Source organism: Cupriavidus sp. 05T42, assembly GCF_056396345.1.
This window is the reverse complement of record NZ_JBFTLH010000003.1, coordinates 271804-291254: the sequence shown is the minus strand read 5'-3', so window position 1 is coordinate 291254 and position 19451 is coordinate 271804. Positions and strand designations below refer to the sequence as shown.

Genomic DNA, 19451 nt, shown 5'->3' with positions numbered 1-19451 from the left:
TCCGCCAATCCTTAGCAGATCGACCCCGGCACGGGCTTGCCCGAGCTGGTCATGCCCTGGCAGGCCTCGCCGGCCGCGAGGCCGTTGTCGGTGCCGGGGGCCAGCTTGAGCTTGCCGGCGACGGTGCAGCACAGGCGCGGGGCAGCGGCGGGCGCGGGGGCAGGGGTGGCGCGGGCGGCGGGCGCGGCGGGTGGTTTGGGCGCGGGCTCGGCGGCCTCCTCGGCATCGGGGGAGACGCACTGCCCCATCTGGCAGATCCGTTCCCCTTTGCACTGCATGTCGTACTGGCATCCGGCGGCCGGGGCGGGCGATGCCCAGGCGAGTCCGATGGAGGCGATGAACAACAGGCTACGCAGCGTCATGACCGCTCCCGCATTCGATGAATCCGGGCTGCCGCCGCTTGGTGCCGCATGGTGCCGCATGGTGCCGGGGGCGCCCGTGAGTTCAGGATAGGTCGCTGCCGTGGGGGGGGGAAGCTCGCGCCGGACACGCGCGCGAGGGGTCTGTGAGCTACCCAACACGGGCGTGCGGCGACGCCCTTGCAGTCATCGGAAACCGGCAGTCGTCAGGGCTGCACGGCGAACTTGTCGGTGGCGGCGATCAGTTGGTCCATGATGGCCGGCTCGGTCCAGGCATGCCCGGCACCCTCGATCAGATGGAACTCCGCCTCGGGCCACGCGGCGTGCAGCGCGAACGCGTAGCGCGCCGGGCACGGCATGTCGTAGCGGCCATGCACGATCACGCCGGGGATGCCGGCCAGCCGATGCGCATCGCGCAACAGTTGGCCGTCCTCGAACCAGCAGCGGTGCGTGAAGTAATGATTCTCGAGCCGGGCGAAGGCCAGCGCGAAATGCGCGTCGGCATGCTTGGCGCTGTTGTCCGGGCTGGGCAGCAGCGTGATGGTTTCTCCTTCCCAGACGCTCCACGCCTGCGCGGCCTCAAGCTGCTTCGCCTCGTCGGCGCCGGTCAGCAGCTTGCGGTAGGCGGCCATCATGTTGCCGCGCTCGGCTTCCGGCACAGGCGCCTGAAAGCGCGCCCACTTGTCCGGGAACATCTCGGAGACCCCGTACTGGTAATACCAGTCCAGCTCCGCCTGCGAGACCGTGTACACGCCGCGCAGCACCAGCGCGCTGGTCCGTTCGGGATGCGTCTCGGCATAGGCCAGCGCCAGCGAGGACCCCCACGAGCCACCAAACACGAGCCAGCGCTCCACGCCGGCCAGTTCGCGCAGCCGTTCGATGTCGTCCACGAGGTGCCAGGTGGTGTTGGCTTCCAGCCCGGCATGCGGGGTGGAGCGCCCGCAGCCGCGCTGGTCGAACAGCAGCACGTCGTAGCGCGCCGGGTCGAACAGGCGGCGATGGTCGGGCGAGATCCCGCCGCCGGGGCCGCCATGGAGGAACACGGCCGGCTTGGCGCCGGGCGTGCCCACGCGTTCGTAATACACCACGTGCCCGTCGCCCACATCCAGCATGCCAGTGGCGTAGGGTTCGATCGGGGGATAGAGCAGGCGCTGTTCGGACATGAGGGGCTCGCGAAGGTGGGCGGTGGCGCCAGTGTAGCGCCACCTTCCTCCGCCCTCAGACCTGCGACGAGTCGTCCAGGTAGTCGTCCAGCCCGGCATCGAGGTTGCCGCTGTCGGCCGTGCCGCTGCCGAAGCCCTGCCCATCGTCGAAGTAATTGTTGACGACGGTTTCCGACGGCTGGCCTCCGAGGAAGCCGTTGCCACTGTTACCGGCGCCGCTGCCACTGCCGTTAAACAGGTGTTCGATCCCCTGGAACAGGAACGCGCCGCCGGCCACGCCGGCCGCGGTGGTGGCGATGCTGCCCAGCGCGCTGCCGAACCCGCCACTGAGGAAACCGCCGCGCGCGGGCGGGGCCGGCTGCATCGGAGCTGCGGGGGCGACGGAAACCGGCTGGACCGGAGCGGCCGGCGCCACGCCGCGCCCGACGCTGTTGCCCCAGGCCACGTCGCCATCGGCAAAGCCGCGCGCGCCGTAGCCCTGCGCGGCCTGCGCCTGCTGGACTTGCTGTTGCAGCCCGGCGATCTGCGCGCGGGCGTCGGCCAGCGCGTGGTCGAGCAGCATGGCGCGCTGTACCAGCAGGTAGGCGGCGTCTGGCTGGCGCGCCACGGCGTCGGCGATCATCGCGGCGGCCTGCGGGTCCTTGGCCTGCAGGCGGGCCTGCGTCAGCTGGGTCAGGAAGTTGTCGAGTGCCTGGGTATCTTGAGGGGTCATCGCGTCACCTGTGTGGTGGTGGGTGGGATGGCCCCACTGTAGGTACGGAAGCTTAAGACAGACTTAAAAGCCGGCCAGGTCGCAATCAGGTCGCAGCCGGATAGCTGGCCACCTCGACCAGATTCCCATCCGGGTCGCGGCAGTAGACCGAGGTCATCGGCCCGAGCGCGCCCGAGCGCTGCACCGGCCCCACCTCCACCGGCACCCGGTGGGCCAGGAAGTGGGCCATGACCTCGGCCGGCGGCATATGCGTGATGAAGCAGAGGTCGTCGCTGCCGGCGGTGGGGTGCACGCCGGTGAACCACGCCACGGTGTCTTCGCCCACCGGGCGCAGGTTGATCTTCTGCTGGCCGAACTTCACCGCCACCCGCGTGCCCGTGCGCGACGCGAAATCCTCGCGCTGCATGCCGAGCACCTGCTCGTACCAGGCGGCGCTGGCTTCCACGTCTTTCACGTTGAGGACGAGATGGTCGAGGCGGTCGATTTGCAGCGTCATGTCCGGTTCCTTGTCGAAGGGGGGGGAGGGGAGGGCAGCCGGCTGGCGGCCTCCCGCACTCTACACCGTGTCCGACCCGGACCGCAGGCTAGGTGCCCAGCGCGGCGGCGGTGTTCTCCAGCCGCAGCGTCTGCGGCACCGACAGGGCGATATCGGCCGCGCGCAGCCGCTTGAGGATCTCGAACAGCAGGTCGCTCTTGGTGTTGGCGGCGATGCGCGGGCTGTTCACGTAGCCCGTCACGCTCAGGGTGATGCCGTTCGGCGCGAGCTGGCTGAACGTGACCGAGGGGGCGGGAATGTCGAGGATGGCCTCGTTCCCGCGGTAGGCGTCCAGCAGCAGGTCGCGTACCTCCTCGGGGTCGATGTTCAGCGGGAAGGTCAGCTGGAGCGTGGCCACCCCCTGCGTGCTGTTGCTCATCGTCACGTTGCGCAGGTTCTGGGAGATCAGCTGCGAGTTGGGCACGATCACCGTCGAGCGGTCGCCCAGCTGGATCTCGGTGGCGCGCACGTTGATGCGGCGGATATCGCCCTCCACGCCGGCCAGGCTGACCATGTCGCCCACCTTTACCGGCCGCTCGGTCAGCAGGATCAGGCCCGAGACGAAGTTCTTCACGATCTCCTGCAGGCCGAAACCGATACCCACCGACAGCGCGCTGACGATCCAGGCCAGGTTCTCCCACTTCACCCCCAGCAGCGACAGCATGAGCAGCACCAGCAGCACGTAGCCGACGTTGCTGAACAGCGTGATCAGGGAGGCGCGCAGGCCCGGCTCGCCACATACCTTGGGCAGCAGTTCCTGGTCCAGCCAGCGGCGCACGGCGCGCATCAGCCAGATCCCCACCACGAGCGCGATCACCGCGTTCAGGATGCGGTCCGGCATGATGTTCAGGCTGCGCAGCTTCTCGCCGCCGAGCACGGTCAGCAGCGTGTTGAGCAGATCCGCCGGTGTGGTGCCAAAGCCACCTGTGAGCAGCGCCAGCACGGCCACCAGCAACAGCAGGCTGGCGCCGATGCCGGAGAGCACCGTCGATACCTGGTCCAGATGGCTGTCATCCACCCCGAACAGCTGCTTGATCACGCGCCCGCTGCGGTGCGCCGACGAGAACATCGTCTCGCAGACATCGCGCGTCAGTTGGGTGAGCAGGTAGAGCGTGCACAGGACGATGTCGAACCAGACCAGTTCGTAGGTCAGGAAGCGGGCCACGCTGATATAGCCGATCAGCAGCGCCACCATCGACACAATCACCACCACGGTCACGGCGGCGTGGATCAGGCCGGCCAGCGTGGCGCGCGCCTCGGGGCGCTCCCCGGCGGCGGCCAGTTCGGTCCGCACGCGGTTGGCGCGCAGCAGCGCGGCGCCGATGGTCAGCACCACCACCAGCGAGACCAGCCCCCGGCCCAGCAGCGTGACCTGCACGCTGGTATCGGCCATGCGGCTCAGCAGTTCGAGCGTGCCCGAGACCAGCAACAGCCCGGCCAGCACGGTCGGGAAGGGCTTCATGGCCAGCGCGACGGGGTCGGCCAGCGCCGGCAGGCGCCAGGACGGATGCTTGGTGCACAGCAGCGCCCGGCCCAGGCCGGCGATCAGCGCGCTGGTCATCATCAGCTTGCCCAGTTGGGCGATCAGTTCCTGGAATTCCGGCGTCAGTTCGTAGCCGCGCGTGAAGGTAGAGAAGACGATCTGCGCCGCGAGCGCCGTCGTCAGCACCGTGGTCAGGGCCGTGGCCAGCGCCAGCGCGCTGCGCCGCAGCCGGGTCTCGGGCAACTGGGTGAGGCAGAACCACGCCGCGCCGCGCTCCAAAAGCCGGCGACCGAGCGACCACACCGCCAGCGCGAACACCAGCCACAGCACCGTGCCCACGCGCTGTGCGGGCTCCCACGCCAGCGCCAGCAGCGGCACCACATCGTCCCGCAGCGCGCCCAGCCGCTCGCGGTCTTCGGCGGAGCGCTTGACCAGCGGCGCCCAGAACTGCGGATTGAGGATGCTGTCCGAGCGCAGCGCGAGCTGGTCGCGCAACTGACTGCGGTGCAGCTTGGCCACCTGATCCTTCAGGTTGGCGATGTTTTCCTGGCTGTCGGCGGTCTGCTTGCGTTCCTCGTCGAGCTGCGCCTTGCGCGCGTTCAGCTCGGCACGCTGCCGCGCCACGGCGGGCGCTTCCTTGGCTGTGCCCACGTCGGGTGGCGGACCGAGCACATCGAGCTGGGCCTGGAGCGCGGCGCGCTGGGCGGTCAGCGTGGCGGTCAGTTTGTCCACATCGGCGGCCAGCTGGCGCAGGGCGTCGTCCAGCCCGTCGAGCTTGGGGTTGTTCGAATTGCCGGAGGCCTGCTGCTTGATCTCGTCCTGCGCAATCTGCAGGCGCTTCAGTTCGGCCATCGCCTCGACGTGGGTCAGGGTGACGGCTGCGGGGGCCTCGGCGGCCGACGCCGATTCGGCGGCGAAGGCTGACGAGTACGAGAACGGGAGTAGCTGGATCAGAGCAACCAGCACAAGGCTGAGGGCGAGCCTGGGAAGTTTGCGCATGTCGGGGGCACGAAGGGGAGCAACAAGGGGAACAACAAGAAGTGACGGCCGCCGGGGGGGCTGATGCACTTCCGCGAAGGTGGGCGGCGCTGCGCGCCGACCGGTATTGAAATGGCCCGGGGCCGGTCCGTGGCGCGTTGGCCACGGAAGCCCGGATTATACGCAAGCGAATGGATCACACGGCTTTTTCGGTCATCTTGCGTCGATCATGCCGCTCCGGCATGGCTCTTGCGATATGCTGACCCGGGGCCGGGTCCGACTGGCCAACACTCTCTGACCATGAAGACATTCCACTGCAATCGCTGCGGCAACCTCGTCTTTTTTGAAAACGTTACCTGCGAGCGCTGCAACGCCACGCTCGGTTTCCTGCCGGATATTTCCCAGATCGCCGCGTTCGAGGGCGATGACGACGCCGGCTGGCGCAGCCTGCAACCGGACACGGCCGGCACGATCTACCGGCGTTGCCATAACTATCGCGTGGAGGCGGTCTGCAACTGGATGGTGCCGGCGAACAACGAGGAGACCCTGTGCCAGTCCTGCGTGCTGACCGATACCATCCCCAACCTCGATGTGCCGGACAACCGGCTCTACTGGTACCGGCTGGAGGTGGCCAAGCGGCGCCTGCTCTATACCCTGCTGGCCCTGAACCTGCCGATCGACTCGCGCGACGATGACCCCGATGGCGGCCTGCAGTTCGACTTCCTCCAGGACGCCGACGACCACAGCAGGGTCCTGACTGGCCACGACAACGGCCGCATCACGATCAACATCGCCGAGGCCGATGACGCCCATCGCGAGCAGACCCGCACCGCCATGCACGAGCCTTATCGCACGCTGCTGGGCCATTTCCGGCACGAGGTGGGGCACTACTACTTCACGCGGCTGGTGGTGGGCACGCGCTGGGTTGAGCCGTTCCGCGCGCGCTTCGGCGACGAGCGGGTGGACTACAACACGGCCCTGCAGCACTACTACGAGGGCAACCTGCCGCCAGACTGGCAGGACGCCTTCATCAGCGCTTACGCCACCATGCATCCGTGGGAGGACTGGGCCGAAACCTGGGCCCACTACCTCCATATCGTCGATACGCTCGATACCGCCGTGTCCTGCGGGCTGGTGCTGCGGCCCGAGGGGGCGCAGGAGCCGACGCTGACCGATCAGACGCCGGTGGAGGATTCGTCCTTCCGCAGCCTGATGAACCGCTGGTTTCCGCTCACCTACGCGCTGAACAGCCTGAACCGGAGCCTGGGCGTGCCGGACAGCTACCCGTTCACGCTGTCCCCGCAGGTGGTGGCCAAGCTGGAATTCGTCCACCGCGTGGTGGAGGACGCCGCTATGCAGCGGCAGTGATGCCCCGGCGGGACGTGCTGCGCAGCGACCACCCGAAGACCAGCAGCCCGCCCAGTGCCAGCAGCAGGCCCACCCAGCCGGTGGAAGTCCAGCCGTAGCCGGCGGCAATCGTCACACCGCCGAGCCATGCGCCCAGCGCGTTGGCCAGGTTGAAGGCAGAGTGATTGAGCGCGGCGGCCAGGGTTTGTGCATCCCCCGCCACATCCATCAGCCGGATCTGCAAGGCCGGTCCCAGCGCGACGCCCGTGCCGATCAGCAGCACGTTGATCGACGCCAGCCACGGATGCGGCGCGGTGAAGACAAAGGCCGCCAGCACCAGCGCCGACCAGACCAGCACGCCGCCGATGGTCGGCATCAGCGCCTTGTCCGCCAGCTTGGCGCCGGCGAGGTTGCCCGCCACCATGCCCACGCCGAACAGCGCCAGTACCACGGGGATGCCGCCGGCGGGCAGGTGGGCGACTTCGAGCATGGTCGGTTTGATATAGCTGAACACGGCGAACAGGCCGCCGAAGCCGATGGCGCCGATGCCGAGCGTCAGCCAGACCTGCTTGCGCGCCAGCGCGCCCAGCTCCCGCAGCGGGCTGGCGTGGCGGTCAGCCGGCACGAAGGGCACCCAGGCCAGCACCAGCAGCACCGTCAGCACGCCGATGGCGCCCACGATCACAAAAGCCGCGCGCCAGCCGAGCCATGTGCCGATGGCGGCGGCAATCGGCACCCCGATCAGTGTGGCGATGGTCAGCCCGAGCATGACCAGCCCCACGGCCTGCGCGCGTTTCTCGCGCGGGACCAGGCCGGCGGCCACTAGCGCGGCCACCCCGAAGTAGGTGCCATGCGGGAAACCGGTCACCAGCCGCGCGACGATCATCGACGCATAGGTCGGCGCCAGCGCGCTGGCGAAGTTGCCGACGGCGAAGAACGCCATCAGCGCGATCAGCAGGTTGCGGCGCGGCCAGCGCGCGCCGAGCACGGCCAGCAGCGGGGCGCCGACGACCACGCCCAGCGCGTAGGCGCTGATCAGGTGGCCGGCTTCGGGAATGGAGATGGCCAGGTCGCGGGCGGCATCGGGCAGCAGGCCCATGATGACGAATTCGCCGGTGCCGATGGCGAAGCTGCCCACGCCCAATGCCAGCAGCGCGCGGCGGTCGGCCGAGCGGTTGCGGGGGGTGGAGGCGTCGGAGTCGGAGGAGAGGTCGGGTAGGGTGTCGAAGTTTCCGGAGGGCGCGGACATAAGGAGAGAGATCGCAAGCATTTATGGATCACCACGCACTGGCGGGCGGGATCTGTGTCCTGCCTCGGGGCTGCCAGCGTGCTCCGGTGTGGCGTCAGGGCGCTATTGTGAAGGAAGTTCGCCCGGCTTGCTGGCGGTGGCTTATCCGCCCTGTTTTGCTCGCTTTGCCGCTTCTCTTGCTGCAATCTCCCGTGCCAGGGCCACGATCCCCTCGGGGGACAGGTCGTCCGCCGTGATCACGGTGCGCGCATCCCACGCATAGAAGTGCTTGCGCTGGGAGCGCGCGTAGGCCGGGTCGTAGTGCCGCGTCGCCAGTTCGGCGAACAACTGGGGCAGGTTGCCGGCGTGGGCCATGGCCTGCCAGGCGGTGATGGTGTCCTTGCCATGCAGCGGCTTGAGATGCGCGAGCTGGTCGGCCAGCCATTGGGGCCGCTCGCCGAGGTAGGCGTAGTCCCGCAGCAGGAAGTCCAGCCGCGCCGGCAGCGCCGCCTGGATCTCCACGCACGGGGCGGCGCGCATCCGGGCCACCAGCGGCACCGGCAGGTTCAGCTGGCCGATCCGCGGGCCTTCGCCCTCTATATATAGAGGGCGCGAAAAATCCAGCCCTTCGACCCCCGCCGCGAGGGCGGTTTCGAAGGCGGTCTGCGAGGGCTGGGGGTGATCCGGCAGGGCGCCCAGCAGCGATCCCTTGTGCCGCGCCATCCCCTCCAGGTCCAGGGTTTGCTCGCCCTGCGCGGCCAGCGCGTGCAGCAGCCGCGTCTTGGCACTGCCCGTGGCGCCGCACACCACCACCAGCGGCAGCAGCGGGGCCTGCACGGCGAGGGTGTCGATGACATGCCGGCGCCAGGACTTGTAGCCGCCGGCCAGTTGCTGGGCATCCCAGCCGACCAGGCGCAGCCACGTCGTCATCGACCCGCTGCGCAGCCCGCCGCGCCAGCAGTAGATCAGCGGCTTCCAGTTCGCCGGGCGATCCGCGAAGGCTTCACGCAGATGGCGGGCGAGGTTGGCCGCCACCATCGCGCCGCCTACCCGCCGGGCCTCGAAGGCGCCGGCCTGCTTGTAGAGCGTGCCGACGATGCGGCGCTCCTCGTTGTCCAGCACCGGGTAGTTCACGGCCCCGGGAATGTGATCGATGGCGAACTCGGCGGGCGAGCGGGCATCGATCAGCGTATCGAAGGCGTGCCGATCTTCCACACGGACGACGGGCTTCATGCGCGGACCGTCAGGCCGGGGGCGCCGGCCTCCATGCGGCCGACCACGGCGGCCTCGCCGAAACCCTGTTCCCGGAAGATGCGCAGCACGGCATCCACCGCCTGCGGCGCGCAACTGACCAGCAGGCCGCCGCTGGTCTGCGGGTCGGTCAGCAGAGCCTGGGCGATGGCAGGCAGGCCGGCATCGAGTTGCACCTCGGCGCCATAGCCCTCCCAGTTCCGGCGCGACGCCCCGGTGACATGGCCTTGCCCGGCCAGCGCCGCCACCTCGGGCAGCAGGGGCAGGGCGGACCAGTCCAGCACCGCGCGCAGCCCGGCGCCGCGCGCCAGCTCCAGCGTGTGGCCGGCGATGCCGAAGCCGGTGACGTCGGTCAGCGCATGCACGCCGTCCAACGCCGCGAGGGCCATGCCGGGGGTGTTCAGGCGCGTGGTGGTGTCGATCAGCCGCGCGTAGCCGTCATCGGCAAGCTGGCCTTTCTTCAGCGCGGCGGACAGCACGCCCACGCCGAGCGGCTTGCCGAGCACGAGCACGTCGCCGGCGCGGGCGTCGCGGTTGCGGCGGATCTTCGACGGATGCGCGAGACCCATCACCACCAGCCCGTAGATCGGCTCGACCGAGTCGATGGTGTGTCCGCCGGCAATCGGAATGCCGGCCGCCCGGCACACCGCCTGCCCACCTTCCATCACCCGGCCGATCACCTCCAACGGCAACTGGTTCACCGGCATCGCCACCAGCGCCAGCGCCATGATCGGCCGCCCGCCCATGGCGTAGACGTCGCTGATGGCATTGGTGGCGGCAATGCGGCCGAAGTCGAACGGGTCGTCGACAATCGGCATGAAGAAATCGGTGGTCGCGATCAGCGCCTGGTCGTCGTTCAACTGGTAGACCGCCGCGTCATCGGCGGTCTCGATGCCGACCAGCAACTCCGGCGGCATCGGCAACCCGCCACTACTCCGCAGGATCTCCGACAGCACCCCCGGCGCGATCTTGCACCCGCACCCGCCCCCATGGGAAAAGCTGGTCAGGCGGATATCGGGGGGCGTGGCGGGCGTGGGGGTGGTCATGGTGGCTGGGGTAGGTGCGGAAGGGACACGCAAGGATACCCCAGCCCCGGGGAGCCGCCGCCCGCGTTACCGCGTGCGAACCCGCAGCGTCTCCACGCCGCGCAGGTTGTTGCGGCGGTGCCAGGACAGTTGATCGAGGTCAACCGGCTGGAGGGCTGGGAAGCGGGCGAGCACGCCGGCAATCGCCGATTCGAGTTCGAGCGTGGCCAGCCGGGTGCCGAGGCAGTAGTGAATGCCGCCGCCGAAGGCGAGCGAGGGCGTGGCGTCGCGGGCGAGGTCGAGGCGGTCGGGGTCGGTGTACACGGCCGGATCGCGGTTGGCGGCGCCGATCAGCATAAAGACGATGCTGCCGCGCGGTACGGTCACGTCTTCGACCGTGACGTCCTCGAACGCCGTGCGCACCACCATCTGCACCGCACCGTCGTAGCGCAGGCATTCCGCCACGGCTTGCGAGACCGCCGTGGCGTCAGACAACTGCGACTTCAGGCGCGCCAGCTCGGCGGGCGCCCGGAACAGCGCAATCATGCTGTTGCCGATCATGTTCGAGGTGGTTTCATGGCCGGCCACGAACAGCAGGATCACGTTCGAGATGATCTCGGCCTCGCTCAGGGTGGCGCCGTCGTCCTCCGCGCCGAGCAGGCTGGAGATCAGATCCTCCCCGGGATGCGCGCGCCGCTGCGCCACCACGGTCTGGAAGTAGGCCTCCAGCTCGAGCGCGGCTTGGTTCGCCGCCGCGAGCTGGGTGGCGTTGAGCGGCGCGAGGTCGAGCGCGGAGGCCAGCCGGCTGGCGGCCGTGCCGAGTGCGACGCCATCGGCGGCAGGGATATTCAGCAGCCGGCAGATGATCTCCACCGGCAGCGGCAAGGCGAAATCCGCAATCAGGTCGAATTCGGGGTTGTCGCCGGGGTTGTCGCCGAGTTTGTCGCCGAGTTTGTCGCCGATACGGTCGAGCAGCGCCTGCGTGGTGGTTTCGACAATCTCTCGCAGCCCCTCCACCTGCTTGCGGTTGAACGCCTGCATGAGCAGCGCGCGCAGCCGGGTATGCGCCGGCGGATTCATCATCAGGAAGGTGCGGCTCAGCGCCTGGAACACCGGGTCCTGCGTGGCGGCTTCGCCGTAGCGCGCCTCCACGCTCTGGAGGTAGGTCTTGCCCATGCGGCGGTCGCGCAGCAGGGCATCGATGACCGCGAAGTGGCCGGTGACAAAGATGTTGCGCCCGAGCGGCAGCAGGGCGCCCGCGCTGCGGATCTGGTCGTACAGCGGATACGGATTCGTGAAAAAGGCGGGGGAGGCGAATGATTCGAAGTTCATCACTTTTTTCTTGGTCTTGAGGAGGGGGACGAAGGGAATACCGGTGCCGAATTTCGGGCCATTTATATCAGCCGGCCGGCGCGCCATCCATCCGACTCTGTATCGCAATGTATCTGGCCGCGTGAGGATACATGGCGAGCCAAAACCGTGCATTGGCGACACGTTGGGCGGGCACTTGGCGGTCACACTGCGTGGGTTCGTACAAGCCCCCTACAAGCCCACTTCTTTGCATTGGGCGAATCAACCAGGAGAAATCTTTATGTCCCGTGCAGTGACCCCATCCGTTTGGCAATTCGCATTGGCCCGCCGGGCCATTTCTGGCGCGGCAGTGCTCGCGGCCTTTGGCTTTGCCGGCGCCATGCAGCCGGCATTTGCCGCGGATTCGGCGCCGAAGGCTGCCGCCGCGCAGCGCGCCAGCACCGACGAGAGTATTCGTCCGTTCAAGGTGCATGTGCCCCAGCGCCAGCTCGACGATTTGCGCAAGCGGATTGCGGCCACGCGCTGGCCCGACAAGGAAATCGTCAGCGATCAATCCCAGGGCATCCAGACGGCGCAGGTTCAGGAACTCGTCAAATATTGGGGATCCCAATATGACTGGCGCAAGGCCGAGAAGGAACTGAATGCGCTGCCCCAATTCGTCACGACGATCGACGGGGTGGATATTCATTTCATCCACGTCCGCTCGCGCAACCCCAAGGCCCTGCCGGTCATCCTGACGCACGGCTGGCCGGGCTCGATTTTCGAGTTCACCAAGACGATTGGCCCGCTGACCGACCCCACCGCCTTTGGCGGCTCGGCGGATGACGCGTTCGATGTCGTGATTCCGTCGATTCCCGGCTACGGCTTTTCGGGCAAGCCCACCGAACTGGGCTGGGGGCCGGACCGCACCGCGCGCGCGTGGGATGTCCTGATGAAGCGGCTTGGTTATACGCACTATGTTTCACAGGGTGGCGACCATGGCTCGGTCATTTCCGATGCCCTCGCGCGGCAGGCGCCGAAAGGCTTGCTGGCCATCCATCTGAATATGCCCGCCACCGTGCCGGGTCCGCTGATGAAGTCGATTCTCAGCGGCGATGCGCCGCCGTCGGAACTGACCGCTCCGGAGCGCGATGCCTACCAGTCGCTGAGCACCTTCTTCGGCCGCAATGCCGCCTACGGCGGAATGATGGTGACCCGGCCGCAGACCATTGGCTACGCGTTGTCTGATTCGCCACTGGGCCTGGCCGCCTGGACCTACGAGAAAATCGTGCAATGGAGCGACAGCGACGGCGTGCCCGAGCGCGTGGTGTCCCGGGACGCGATCCTGAATGACATCACCCTCTATTGGCTGACGAATACGGGCGCCTCGTCCTCGCGTTTCTATTGGGAAAACAATAACAACAACTTCAGCGCCGACGCGCAGAAGACGCGCGAGATCAAGGTGCCGGTGGCGATCAGCGTATTCCCGCACGAGATTTACCGCGCGCCGGAAAGCTGGAGCAAGCAGGCCTACCCCTCGCTGATGTACTACCACCAGGCTGCCAAGGGCGGGCATTTCGCCGCCTGGGAGCAGCCGCAACTGTTTGCCGAGGAACTCCGCGCGGCATTCAAGTCCGTGCGCCAACCCGTGCGCTAACGCTTTCGCCGACCTTCCCGTGGAAGCGATTTCCCGTCCGGCCGCAAGGCTGGGCGGGTTTTTTACGTCCATTCCGCTACACCCCCATTACCCGCAGCCCCAGCAAGACCACCACCGCCACCCCCAGCAGTGCCGCCAGCGCTTGCCAGAACCGCAGCGGGTTTCGCTCCAGCAGCGGGGGCGTGGCGCGTTGCCAGAGCGGCTCGGTGGGCGCCCGCAATGCCTGGACGAATTCCGACAGGGCTTCGTGCCGCTTCAGCGCGTTGGAGTGCAGGGCGCGCCGCAGGGTGTTGTCGACCCAGGCCGGGAGTTCGGGGCGCTGCTCGCGCAGGCTGGTGTAGCGCAGGCGGCGGACGTCGGCGCGGTCGCGGATGCGCGTGACTTGCAGGCCGTAGGGCAGCTTGCCGGTCAGCATCTGGTAGGCGAGGGTGGCCAGCGAGAACAGGTCGGAGGCCGCCGTGCCGTCATCGCCGACGAAGTACTCCGGCGCGGTGTATTGCAGCGTGCCGACCGGCATGGCGGCGTGGGGCGGCCGCGTGGCCTCGGCCAGCCCTGCCACGTGGACCGAGCCGAAATCGATGATCTTGACGGTGCCCGAGCGGTCGATCATGACGTTCTCGGGGCGGAGGTCCTGGTGCAGCATCTCGCGCCGGTGGAACGCCTGCAGGCCGGTGGCCAGTTGGGCGATGATGCCGCGCACGGCGTCCAGGTCGGGCTGGGGATGATCGATCATCCATTGCGCCAGCGTCTGGCCTTCGAGGTACTCCATCGCCACGAACAGGTGCTTGCGGGGCCGGTCCGCCGCGTGGGGGCGCAGCACGTGCTGGTTGTCGATGCGTCGGGCGACCCATTCCTCGAGCAGGAAGCCCTCCAGATGGGCCGCATCGTCGCGTTGATCGACGGCAGGCGTTTTCAGCGCCACGTGTTGTCCGCTGTGGTCGTCCGTCGCCAGATAGACGTGGCTGCGCGCGCTGCCATGCAGCGCCCGGACGATGGTGTAGCCCTCGAACTGCATGCGGGGCGTGAGCGGCGGCGGCAGGGTCAGGTGCCCGGTCTGCGCCATCGCGTTGCGGGCGCCGGGTTCGGGCAGGGCGTCGACACGGGCCAGCAGCAGCGTGACGTTGTCCTCGCTGCCGCGCGTCAGGGCCAGCGCCGTCAGCGTCTGCGCGGCGCGGTCCAGGTCGTCGCCGCTGGCGGTCAGGGCCTGGTGGACATCGGCGGCTTCCAGGTATTCGTAGGCGCCGTCGGTGGCCAGCAGGTAGATCTCGCCGGGCTCCACGCCCCACGTCCGATAGTCGATTTCGACAGACGGGCTCGCACCCAGCGCTCGGCCCAGATAGGCCTCAGAGGCCGACACGCAGACCCGATGATCGACGGTGAGCTGCTCCAGCGTGTGCCGATGCAGCCGATAGACGCGCGCGTCGCCCACGTGCAGCAGGTGGGCCTCCCGCGCCTTGAAGATCAGCGCGCTGAATGTGCAGACGTAGCCGCGGTCGCGGTCGAAGCGGGCTTCGCTGTGACGGCTCTGCGCGTGGAGCCAGGAGTTGACGGCGGCCAGCACGCACTGCGCCGCCCGCCGCACGGTCCAGGCTTCGGAGGTGCAGTAGTAGTCCTCGAGGAAGGTGCGGACGGCGGCGGCGCTGGCGATCTGGCTGACCGCGCTGCTGCTGATGCCGTCCGCCAGCGCCAGCGCGACCCCCTTGGTCACGCGGTGGTGGCCGGCGGGGTGGGTCACGCCATGAAAGTCCTGGTTGACCGCCTTCCGGCCAGCGTCCGAGTGTTGGCCAACGCTGACCTGGAGCCCGCCGGACATGGCGCGGTCGCCTCGATACCGGGTAGTGATCCGATCAGCCCAGCGCGCGCTTGCTGGCCGACTTGTAGTGCGTGCTGTAGAGCGTGATGCCCACGAAGGTCAGGCCACCCACCAGGTTGCCCAGCACAGTCGGGATTTCATTCCAGATCAGGTAGTCCATGAGGGTGAAGTTGCCGCCCAGCATCAGGCCCGACGGGAACAGGAACATGTTCACGATGGAGTGCTCGAAGCCCATGTAGAAGAACACGAGCACGGGCATCCACATGCCGATGACCTTGCCGGACACCGAGGTCGACATCATGGCCGCCACCACGCCGGTGGAGACCATCCAGTTGCACATCACGGCGCGGATGAACAGCGTCAGCATGCCGGCGGCGCCATGCGCGGCGTAGCCCACGGTGCGGCCTTCGCCGATGTGGCCGATCTTCTGGCCGATGGCGTTCGGGGCTTCGGAGAAGCCGAAGGTGAAGATGATGGCCATGAAGAACGCCACGGTGACGGCGCCGGCGAGGTTGCCACAGAACACCAGGCCCCAGTTGCGCAGCACGCCGCTCCAGGTGGCGCCCGGGCGGCGGTCCAGCACGGCCAGCGGCGCGAGCGTGAAGACGCCGGTCAGCAGGTCGAAGCCCATCAGGTACAGCATGCAGAAGCCAACCGGGAACAGCAGCGCGCCAACCAGCGCGTTGCCGGTGTTGACAGTGATGGACACCGCGAAGGCTGCCGCCAGCGCCAGGATGGCGCCGGCCATATAGGACCGGATCAGCGTGTCACGCGTGGACATCAGCAGCTTGGACTCTCCGGCATCGACCATCTTGGTGACGAACTCGGTGGGGGCGAGATAGGCCATGGGGTATTCCTCTCCGTTTCCTTCGTTTGGCTCAGAAAAGACAAACGGCGTCCGTCCGCCCGGCCTATGGCCGGCACGTGACAGGACGCCGTCATCCTTGATGCTTTACAGGGTGATGCACTGCCGGGCCGTCATCAGCCCGATGTCAGTGCTGACGCACGTTCCATGCCCGCCGCCGGGTGGGGCCGGGTTGGGCCGGGTTGGGGCAAGTGACGATCTAGGGGGCGTTGGTAGTGCATGGGCTGCCCGCTTTTGGTGCGCGCGGCCGGGCGGGTTCAATCCTGGTGCTGATCGTCGTCCTGTGGGGGCAGGGCGAGGCCGGTGAGCGAGAGGGTGGCTTCGGCAATGTCCGCCAGCCGGCGGTTGTTGTCCATCGACGCCTTCTGCAAGGCCCGGAACGCGGCGTCCTCGCTGAGCCCCATGCGGGCCATCAGCGCGTTCTTGGCGCGCTCGATCACCTTGCGCTCCTTGAGCGCGCGCCGGGCGGCATCGAGTTCCACTTCGGTCTGGGCCAGTCGCGCCGACTGCTGGCGCAGCAGGCGCTCCAGCGACGTGACGGTGGTGGCGTGCACCTCGGCGGGTCCGTTTCCGGCATCGGGCATGCCCGGCAGCACAGGGGCGGCGGCGGGTTGCTCGGCCACATCGAAAAAGCGCTCGACGGCATGGGTATGGGGCGGTGGGTTGTCCAGTAGCTGGCGCAGCAGCCCGGCCGAATCCTGGAGATCGGCCTGGGAACGCTGGATCTGCGCCTCGCAGGCCTTGCGCAGGTCCTGCACCACCTGCATCTCCAGCGTCCACATGCCCGTGATGACCTCGCTGCAGACTTCGAACCACTTCTCGCTGTCGTCGTGCACCAGCGCCGTGCCCGGCGGCGTGGTCAGCAGCGTGCGGCGCATGCCGTCCTGCGCGGCGACCGCGGCGCTGGCCTGCCGTTGCCGCCATGCGGCGAGCAGCGACGGGTCGGCGAAGCGCTCGAACATCTGGAAGCTGCGCTGCTGGGCTTCCACCAACTGCTGCACGCGCTGCGGCGCGGTGCCCGCACAGGTGCCGGAGGCGAACATCTGCGCCCCGACGGCCCGCTCCTGCCCGGCGGCTTCCTTGCCCTGCACGAGGTAGACGAAGGCCACCAGCGGCCGGGCGATGCCCGGATACATCGCCACATCGGCCAGATGGAAGATCAACTCCAGCAGCGCGGCAATCAGGCGGCTGAACGCCGCCACGGCGTCGTGCGCGGTGGTCTGGCATTGATCGATGGACTGGCGCAGCGCCGGCAGCGTGGCCAGATCGAGCTGGACCCAGGCCATCAACGACACCATCGACGCCGTACCCGTATGGCCCGCTTCCAGCTGGCTGGCGAAGCGCTCGCCCAGCCGGGAGGCGATGTGGACCGCCTCGCCCATCGCCGTCTGGCGCTCCTGCGCCAGCCGTTGCCCACCGGAGGCCAGGAAGATGCTGCTGGCCCCCCGTTCACGCTGCAAGGCGTGGATCAGCTGGCCGATCAGGTCGGCCAACTCCACGCGACTTGCCATCAGGCGGACGGCCTCGATTTCGAGCTGCTTGGCCCGAAGGACGAGGGTTGAGGCGGAAAGGGGCATTGTTCTGGGAATGTGGGCGCGGCCGGGATGGGTACTACGCATTTGCCAGGTACTACGCAAATGTCGTGCCATTTGTATCATCCGCCGTACCTTCCCGGCCCCCCGGACCGGCTACAGCGCCTGCACCTGCACAGGCGCGCCGGGTTTGCCGTTCTCGGACGGGGCGATCACGAGATAGCGGCGCGCGCCGGCCCCCGTATCGTCGCGCACCACCTGCCGGATCGGGCCAATCGCGTTGACGATGGCCGAGCCCGCCGGATTCGACATGAAGGCGGCGAGCGGCTCCAGCGGGCCGCTGCCGTCCGCGCGGGTGGCGAGCGCCAGCACGTAGGCGCGCTTCGGCTGCAACCCGGTCGCCGAAGCCTGCAGGACCTGGAGCAGTCCCTGATCGAACAGCGTGACGCTGGTCGGCGCATGGTCGGTGGCCACAGGCTTGCCGTTCACGACGCCATGCAGCTTCAGCTGCGTGGTCTGCCCGGCCACCCCCAGCGGCTGGAGTCCCTGCGTGCCGTCGCCCTCGGGCACGGCGTTCGGCACATAGGCGATGGCCTGCGGCGCCTGCCCGACCGGCACGTTGGCGACTACCCGATTGGTGGCGGTGTCGATGGCGGCCAGCTGGTCGGCGTTCTCCAGCCCCACGTAGATGCGCGTGCCGTCGCCCGAAGGCCAGATGCCGTGCGGCAGGCTGCCCACCGGAATCGTGGCCACCTGGGAGAAGTCATCGGTCCGGAACACCTTGACCTGATTCAGCCCGCCGACCGTGATGTAGGCGAAGTCGCCCGCCGCCGTGTGGGCGAAGTTCACGTGGTTGGTGATCGGGCCGGTCTCCAGCGTCTTGATCAGGCGGAAGGGCGGGCGGGCCTCGAACACCTGGGCCTTGCCGACGTCCTTGAGCGTGAACCAGACCTGCTTGCCGTCAGGCGTGGCGGCGATGTTCGGGCAGAACGGGCTCTCCTGCTTCACGCGCCCCACGATCTGATGGTCGGCCACGCTGACCACGGCCGTTTCCGGATTGAACGACGAGCAGATGTAGCCGTACTTGCCATCGGGGGAGAAGATCTGCATGCCCGGGCCGTCGGCCACGGTGATGCGGGTCTTTTCCTGGAACGTGGCGGCGTCGATCACCGAGATGTAGTTCTCCCCGCGCACGGTGACCCAGACCTCCTTGCCGTCCGGCGTGTAGAACGCCTCGTGCGGCGACCGTCCCACGTAGGTGACGTGCTTGACGGCGTTGGTAGCCGTGTCGATGAACGATACCGAGTTCGACCCAATCGACACGATGGCAAGCGTGCGGTGATCCGGCGAGAAGCCCATCCCGTGGACCAGCACCTGACCGCGATACAGCGGGCTGAAGTTGCCCGGCGCGGGGTCGCCCAGGCGGATGACGCCCAGCAGCCGGTTGTCCGCCGGGTCCGTCACGGAAACCGTGTTGGAGAACTGCTCGGCGGCATAGAGGCGGTCGCGGTGGCTGATGGGGACGTCCGGGGCCGTCGACGGTCCCGGCGCCTGCCCGGCCAGAACCGCGCTGGCCGCGCCGAGCAGCAGCATGAGGGAGAGGGTGTTCCTGAGGGAATGTCTTGTCATGGTCGTGGGCGCATCAGTGCGCGTGAGCGGAATGGCTGGGGGTGGTGGGTTGGCTGGCCGATTGGGCCGGATCGGGGCGGGTGGGCGCCGGCGCGGATGGGGGCAGGGGCTGTCCGAGCGCGAGCCGCATCGCGGCAATCTCCTGCAACTGGTCGACGATGATTTCCTGCGCGATGCGTCGGAGTTGCTCGTTCTTGCCGTGGCGCAGCTCGGCCATGGCCATGTCGATGGCGCCCTGATGGTGGGGAATCATCATCGCGACGAAGTCCTCGTCGACGTTGCCGCCGGGCTTGACCGCCATGTCGTCCATCATTTTTGTCATGGCGGTATCGCTTTCCGACAGGAACGCAGCGCTGTCAGGGCTGGCGGGCGGGGCGGCGACGGCGGGCAGCGCAAGGGCGGCCAATAACGGCAGGAGGAGCCTAAGCGGTGGTGATGGGGATCGGTGATGACTGGGCACGGGGCTCCTCGTGAAGGGTGGCGGCCTGGTTGCGGCCGCATGCCCCGTAAACGCAGGACACCCTGCTGTTATTCCCTCGCCACCTCAGCGTAAATTTATACCCGGGTAATATTGACTTTAATTT

The 19451-nt window shown here is 68.1% G+C and carries 16 protein-coding genes; 2 read left to right on the top strand and 14 right to left on the bottom strand.

Annotated features, from left to right (window positions below; all coding sequences use genetic code 11):
* Window positions 1-11 precede the first annotated feature (11 nt).
* The 5 genes from AC1EJR_RS05500 to AC1EJR_RS05480 all read right to left on the bottom strand — a co-directional run bounded on the left by AC1EJR_RS05500 (window position 12) and on the right by AC1EJR_RS05480 (window position 5251).
* A complete protein-coding gene (locus tag AC1EJR_RS05500; protein ID WP_092294614.1) occupies window positions 12-362 on the bottom strand; it encodes a hypothetical protein in 351 nt (116 codons plus the stop codon).
* A 203-nt stretch (window positions 363-565) separates the two neighbouring features.
* On the bottom strand, window positions 566-1522 hold the full coding sequence (pip, locus tag AC1EJR_RS05495) for a prolyl aminopeptidase (RefSeq protein ID WP_092294616.1): 957 nt from the start codon (window positions 1520-1522) through the stop codon (window positions 566-568).
* Between the two features lie 55 nt (window positions 1523-1577).
* A complete protein-coding gene (locus AC1EJR_RS05490) occupies window positions 1578-2234 on the bottom strand; it encodes a DUF2076 family protein (protein WP_477113082.1) in 657 nt (218 codons plus the stop codon).
* Between the two features lie 85 nt (window positions 2235-2319).
* The gene (locus AC1EJR_RS05485; RefSeq protein ID WP_441592815.1) at window positions 2320-2730 is read right to left on the bottom strand and encodes a VOC family protein; all 411 of its coding nucleotides are present in this window, start codon (window positions 2728-2730) and stop codon (window positions 2320-2322) included.
* An 88-nt stretch (window positions 2731-2818) separates the two neighbouring features.
* A complete protein-coding gene (locus AC1EJR_RS05480; protein ID WP_454757970.1) occupies window positions 2819-5251 on the bottom strand; it encodes a DUF3772 domain-containing protein in 2433 nt (810 codons plus the stop codon).
* Between the two features lie 279 nt (window positions 5252-5530).
* On the opposite strand from AC1EJR_RS05480, the gene AC1EJR_RS05475 reads away from it, so the two are divergent.
* Window positions 5531-6598 carry a zinc-binding metallopeptidase family protein gene (locus AC1EJR_RS05475; protein ID WP_477113081.1) on the top strand — a complete coding sequence of 356 codons (1068 nt, stop codon included), beginning with the start codon at window positions 5531-5533 and terminating at the stop codon, window positions 6596-6598.
* On the opposite strand, the gene AC1EJR_RS05470 is transcribed toward AC1EJR_RS05475, so the two are convergent.
* From AC1EJR_RS05470 to AC1EJR_RS05455, 4 genes are all read right to left on the bottom strand, one after another.
* The gene (locus AC1EJR_RS05470) at window positions 6582-7826 is read right to left on the bottom strand and encodes an MFS transporter (protein WP_477113080.1); all 1245 of its coding nucleotides are present in this window, start codon (window positions 7824-7826) and stop codon (window positions 6582-6584) included. The genes AC1EJR_RS05475 and AC1EJR_RS05470 overlap by 17 nt on opposite strands.
* 141 nt (window positions 7827-7967) lie before the next feature.
* Window positions 7968-9038, bottom strand: coding sequence for a tRNA 2-selenouridine(34) synthase MnmH (gene mnmH, locus AC1EJR_RS05465; protein WP_441592812.1), 1071 nt, complete (start codon window positions 9036-9038; stop codon window positions 7968-7970).
* Entirely contained in the window at window positions 9035-10102 is a 1068-nt protein-coding gene (gene selD / locus AC1EJR_RS05460) for a selenide, water dikinase SelD (protein ID WP_477113078.1), read from the bottom strand. Before selD ends, mnmH begins: the two co-directional genes overlap by 4 nt.
* 66 nt (window positions 10103-10168) lie before the next feature.
* Window positions 10169-11413 carry a cytochrome P450 gene (locus AC1EJR_RS05455; RefSeq protein WP_477113077.1) on the bottom strand — a complete coding sequence of 415 codons (1245 nt, stop codon included), beginning with the start codon at window positions 11411-11413 and terminating at the stop codon, window positions 10169-10171.
* A 358-nt stretch (window positions 11414-11771) separates the two neighbouring features.
* Here AC1EJR_RS05455 and AC1EJR_RS05450 point away from each other — a divergent pair, with 358 nt between their 5' ends.
* On the top strand, window positions 11772-13028 hold the full coding sequence (locus AC1EJR_RS05450) for an epoxide hydrolase family protein (protein ID WP_092295079.1): 1257 nt from the start codon (window positions 11772-11774) through the stop codon (window positions 13026-13028).
* 76 nt (window positions 13029-13104) lie between these two features.
* Here the strand turns inward: AC1EJR_RS05450 and AC1EJR_RS05445 are convergent, their stop codons facing one another.
* The 5 genes from AC1EJR_RS05445 to AC1EJR_RS05425 form a co-directional block, all read right to left on the bottom strand.
* The gene (locus AC1EJR_RS05445) at window positions 13105-14841 is read right to left on the bottom strand and encodes a bifunctional protein-serine/threonine kinase/phosphatase (RefSeq protein ID WP_477113076.1); all 1737 of its coding nucleotides are present in this window, start codon (window positions 14839-14841) and stop codon (window positions 13105-13107) included.
* A 34-nt stretch (window positions 14842-14875) separates the two neighbouring features.
* Window positions 14876-15688, bottom strand: coding sequence for a formate/nitrite transporter family protein (locus tag AC1EJR_RS05440; protein WP_092294636.1), 813 nt, complete (start codon window positions 15686-15688; stop codon window positions 14876-14878).
* Between the two features lie 275 nt (window positions 15689-15963).
* Window positions 15964-17217, bottom strand: a complete 1254-nt coding sequence (locus AC1EJR_RS05435) for a nitrate- and nitrite sensing domain-containing protein (RefSeq protein ID WP_441592809.1) — start codon at window positions 17215-17217, stop codon at window positions 15964-15966.
* A 177-nt stretch (window positions 17218-17394) separates the two neighbouring features.
* Window positions 17395-18867: a YncE family protein gene (locus AC1EJR_RS05430; protein ID WP_477113075.1), complete on the bottom strand. Its 1473-nt coding sequence runs from the start codon at window positions 18865-18867 to the stop codon at window positions 17395-17397.
* Window positions 18868-18880: 13 nt separating this feature from the next.
* Window positions 18881-19327: a DUF305 domain-containing protein gene (locus AC1EJR_RS05425; protein WP_092294642.1), complete on the bottom strand. Its 447-nt coding sequence runs from the start codon at window positions 19325-19327 to the stop codon at window positions 18881-18883.
* Window positions 19328-19451: the final 124 nt, after the last annotated feature.

Bases quoted from the DNA above. Each gene is read 5' to 3' on its own strand.
- AC1EJR_RS05480 (WP_454757970.1), bottom strand. From the start codon at position 5,251: ATGCGCAAACTTCCCAGGCTCGCCCTCAGCCTTGTGCTGGTTGCTCTG.
- AC1EJR_RS05455 (WP_477113077.1), bottom strand. From the start codon at position 11,413: ATGAACTTCGAATCATTCGCCTCCCCCGCCTTTTTCACGAATCCGTAT.
- AC1EJR_RS05430 (WP_477113075.1), bottom strand. From the start codon at position 18,867: ATGACAAGACATTCCCTCAGGAACACCCTCTCCCTCATGCTGCTGCTC.
- AC1EJR_RS05470 (WP_477113080.1), bottom strand. From the start codon at position 7,826: ATGTCCGCGCCCTCCGGAAACTTCGACACCCTACCCGACCTCTCCTCC.
- AC1EJR_RS05490 (WP_477113082.1), bottom strand. From the start codon at position 2,234: ATGACCCCTCAAGATACCCAGGCACTCGACAACTTCCTGACCCAGCTG.
- AC1EJR_RS05475 (WP_477113081.1), top strand. From the start codon at position 5,531: ATGAAGACATTCCACTGCAATCGCTGCGGCAACCTCGTCTTTTTTGAA.
- AC1EJR_RS05435 (WP_441592809.1), bottom strand. From the start codon at position 17,217: ATGGCAAGTCGCGTGGAGTTGGCCGACCTGATCGGCCAGCTGATCCAC.
- AC1EJR_RS05500 (WP_092294614.1), bottom strand. From the start codon at position 362: ATGACGCTGCGTAGCCTGTTGTTCATCGCCTCCATCGGACTCGCCTGG.
- selD (WP_477113078.1), bottom strand. From the start codon at position 10,102: ATGACCACCCCCACGCCCGCCACGCCCCCCGATATCCGCCTGACCAGC.
- AC1EJR_RS05445 (WP_477113076.1), bottom strand. From the start codon at position 14,841: ATGTCCGGCGGGCTCCAGGTCAGCGTTGGCCAACACTCGGACGCTGGC.
- AC1EJR_RS05440 (WP_092294636.1), bottom strand. From the start codon at position 15,688: ATGGCCTATCTCGCCCCCACCGAGTTCGTCACCAAGATGGTCGATGCC.
- AC1EJR_RS05450 (WP_092295079.1), top strand. From the start codon at position 11,772: ATGCAGCCGGCATTTGCCGCGGATTCGGCGCCGAAGGCTGCCGCCGCG.
- pip (WP_092294616.1), bottom strand. From the start codon at position 1,522: ATGTCCGAACAGCGCCTGCTCTATCCCCCGATCGAACCCTACGCCACT.
- mnmH (WP_441592812.1), bottom strand. From the start codon at position 9,038: ATGAAGCCCGTCGTCCGTGTGGAAGATCGGCACGCCTTCGATACGCTG.
- AC1EJR_RS05485 (WP_441592815.1), bottom strand. From the start codon at position 2,730: ATGACGCTGCAAATCGACCGCCTCGACCATCTCGTCCTCAACGTGAAA.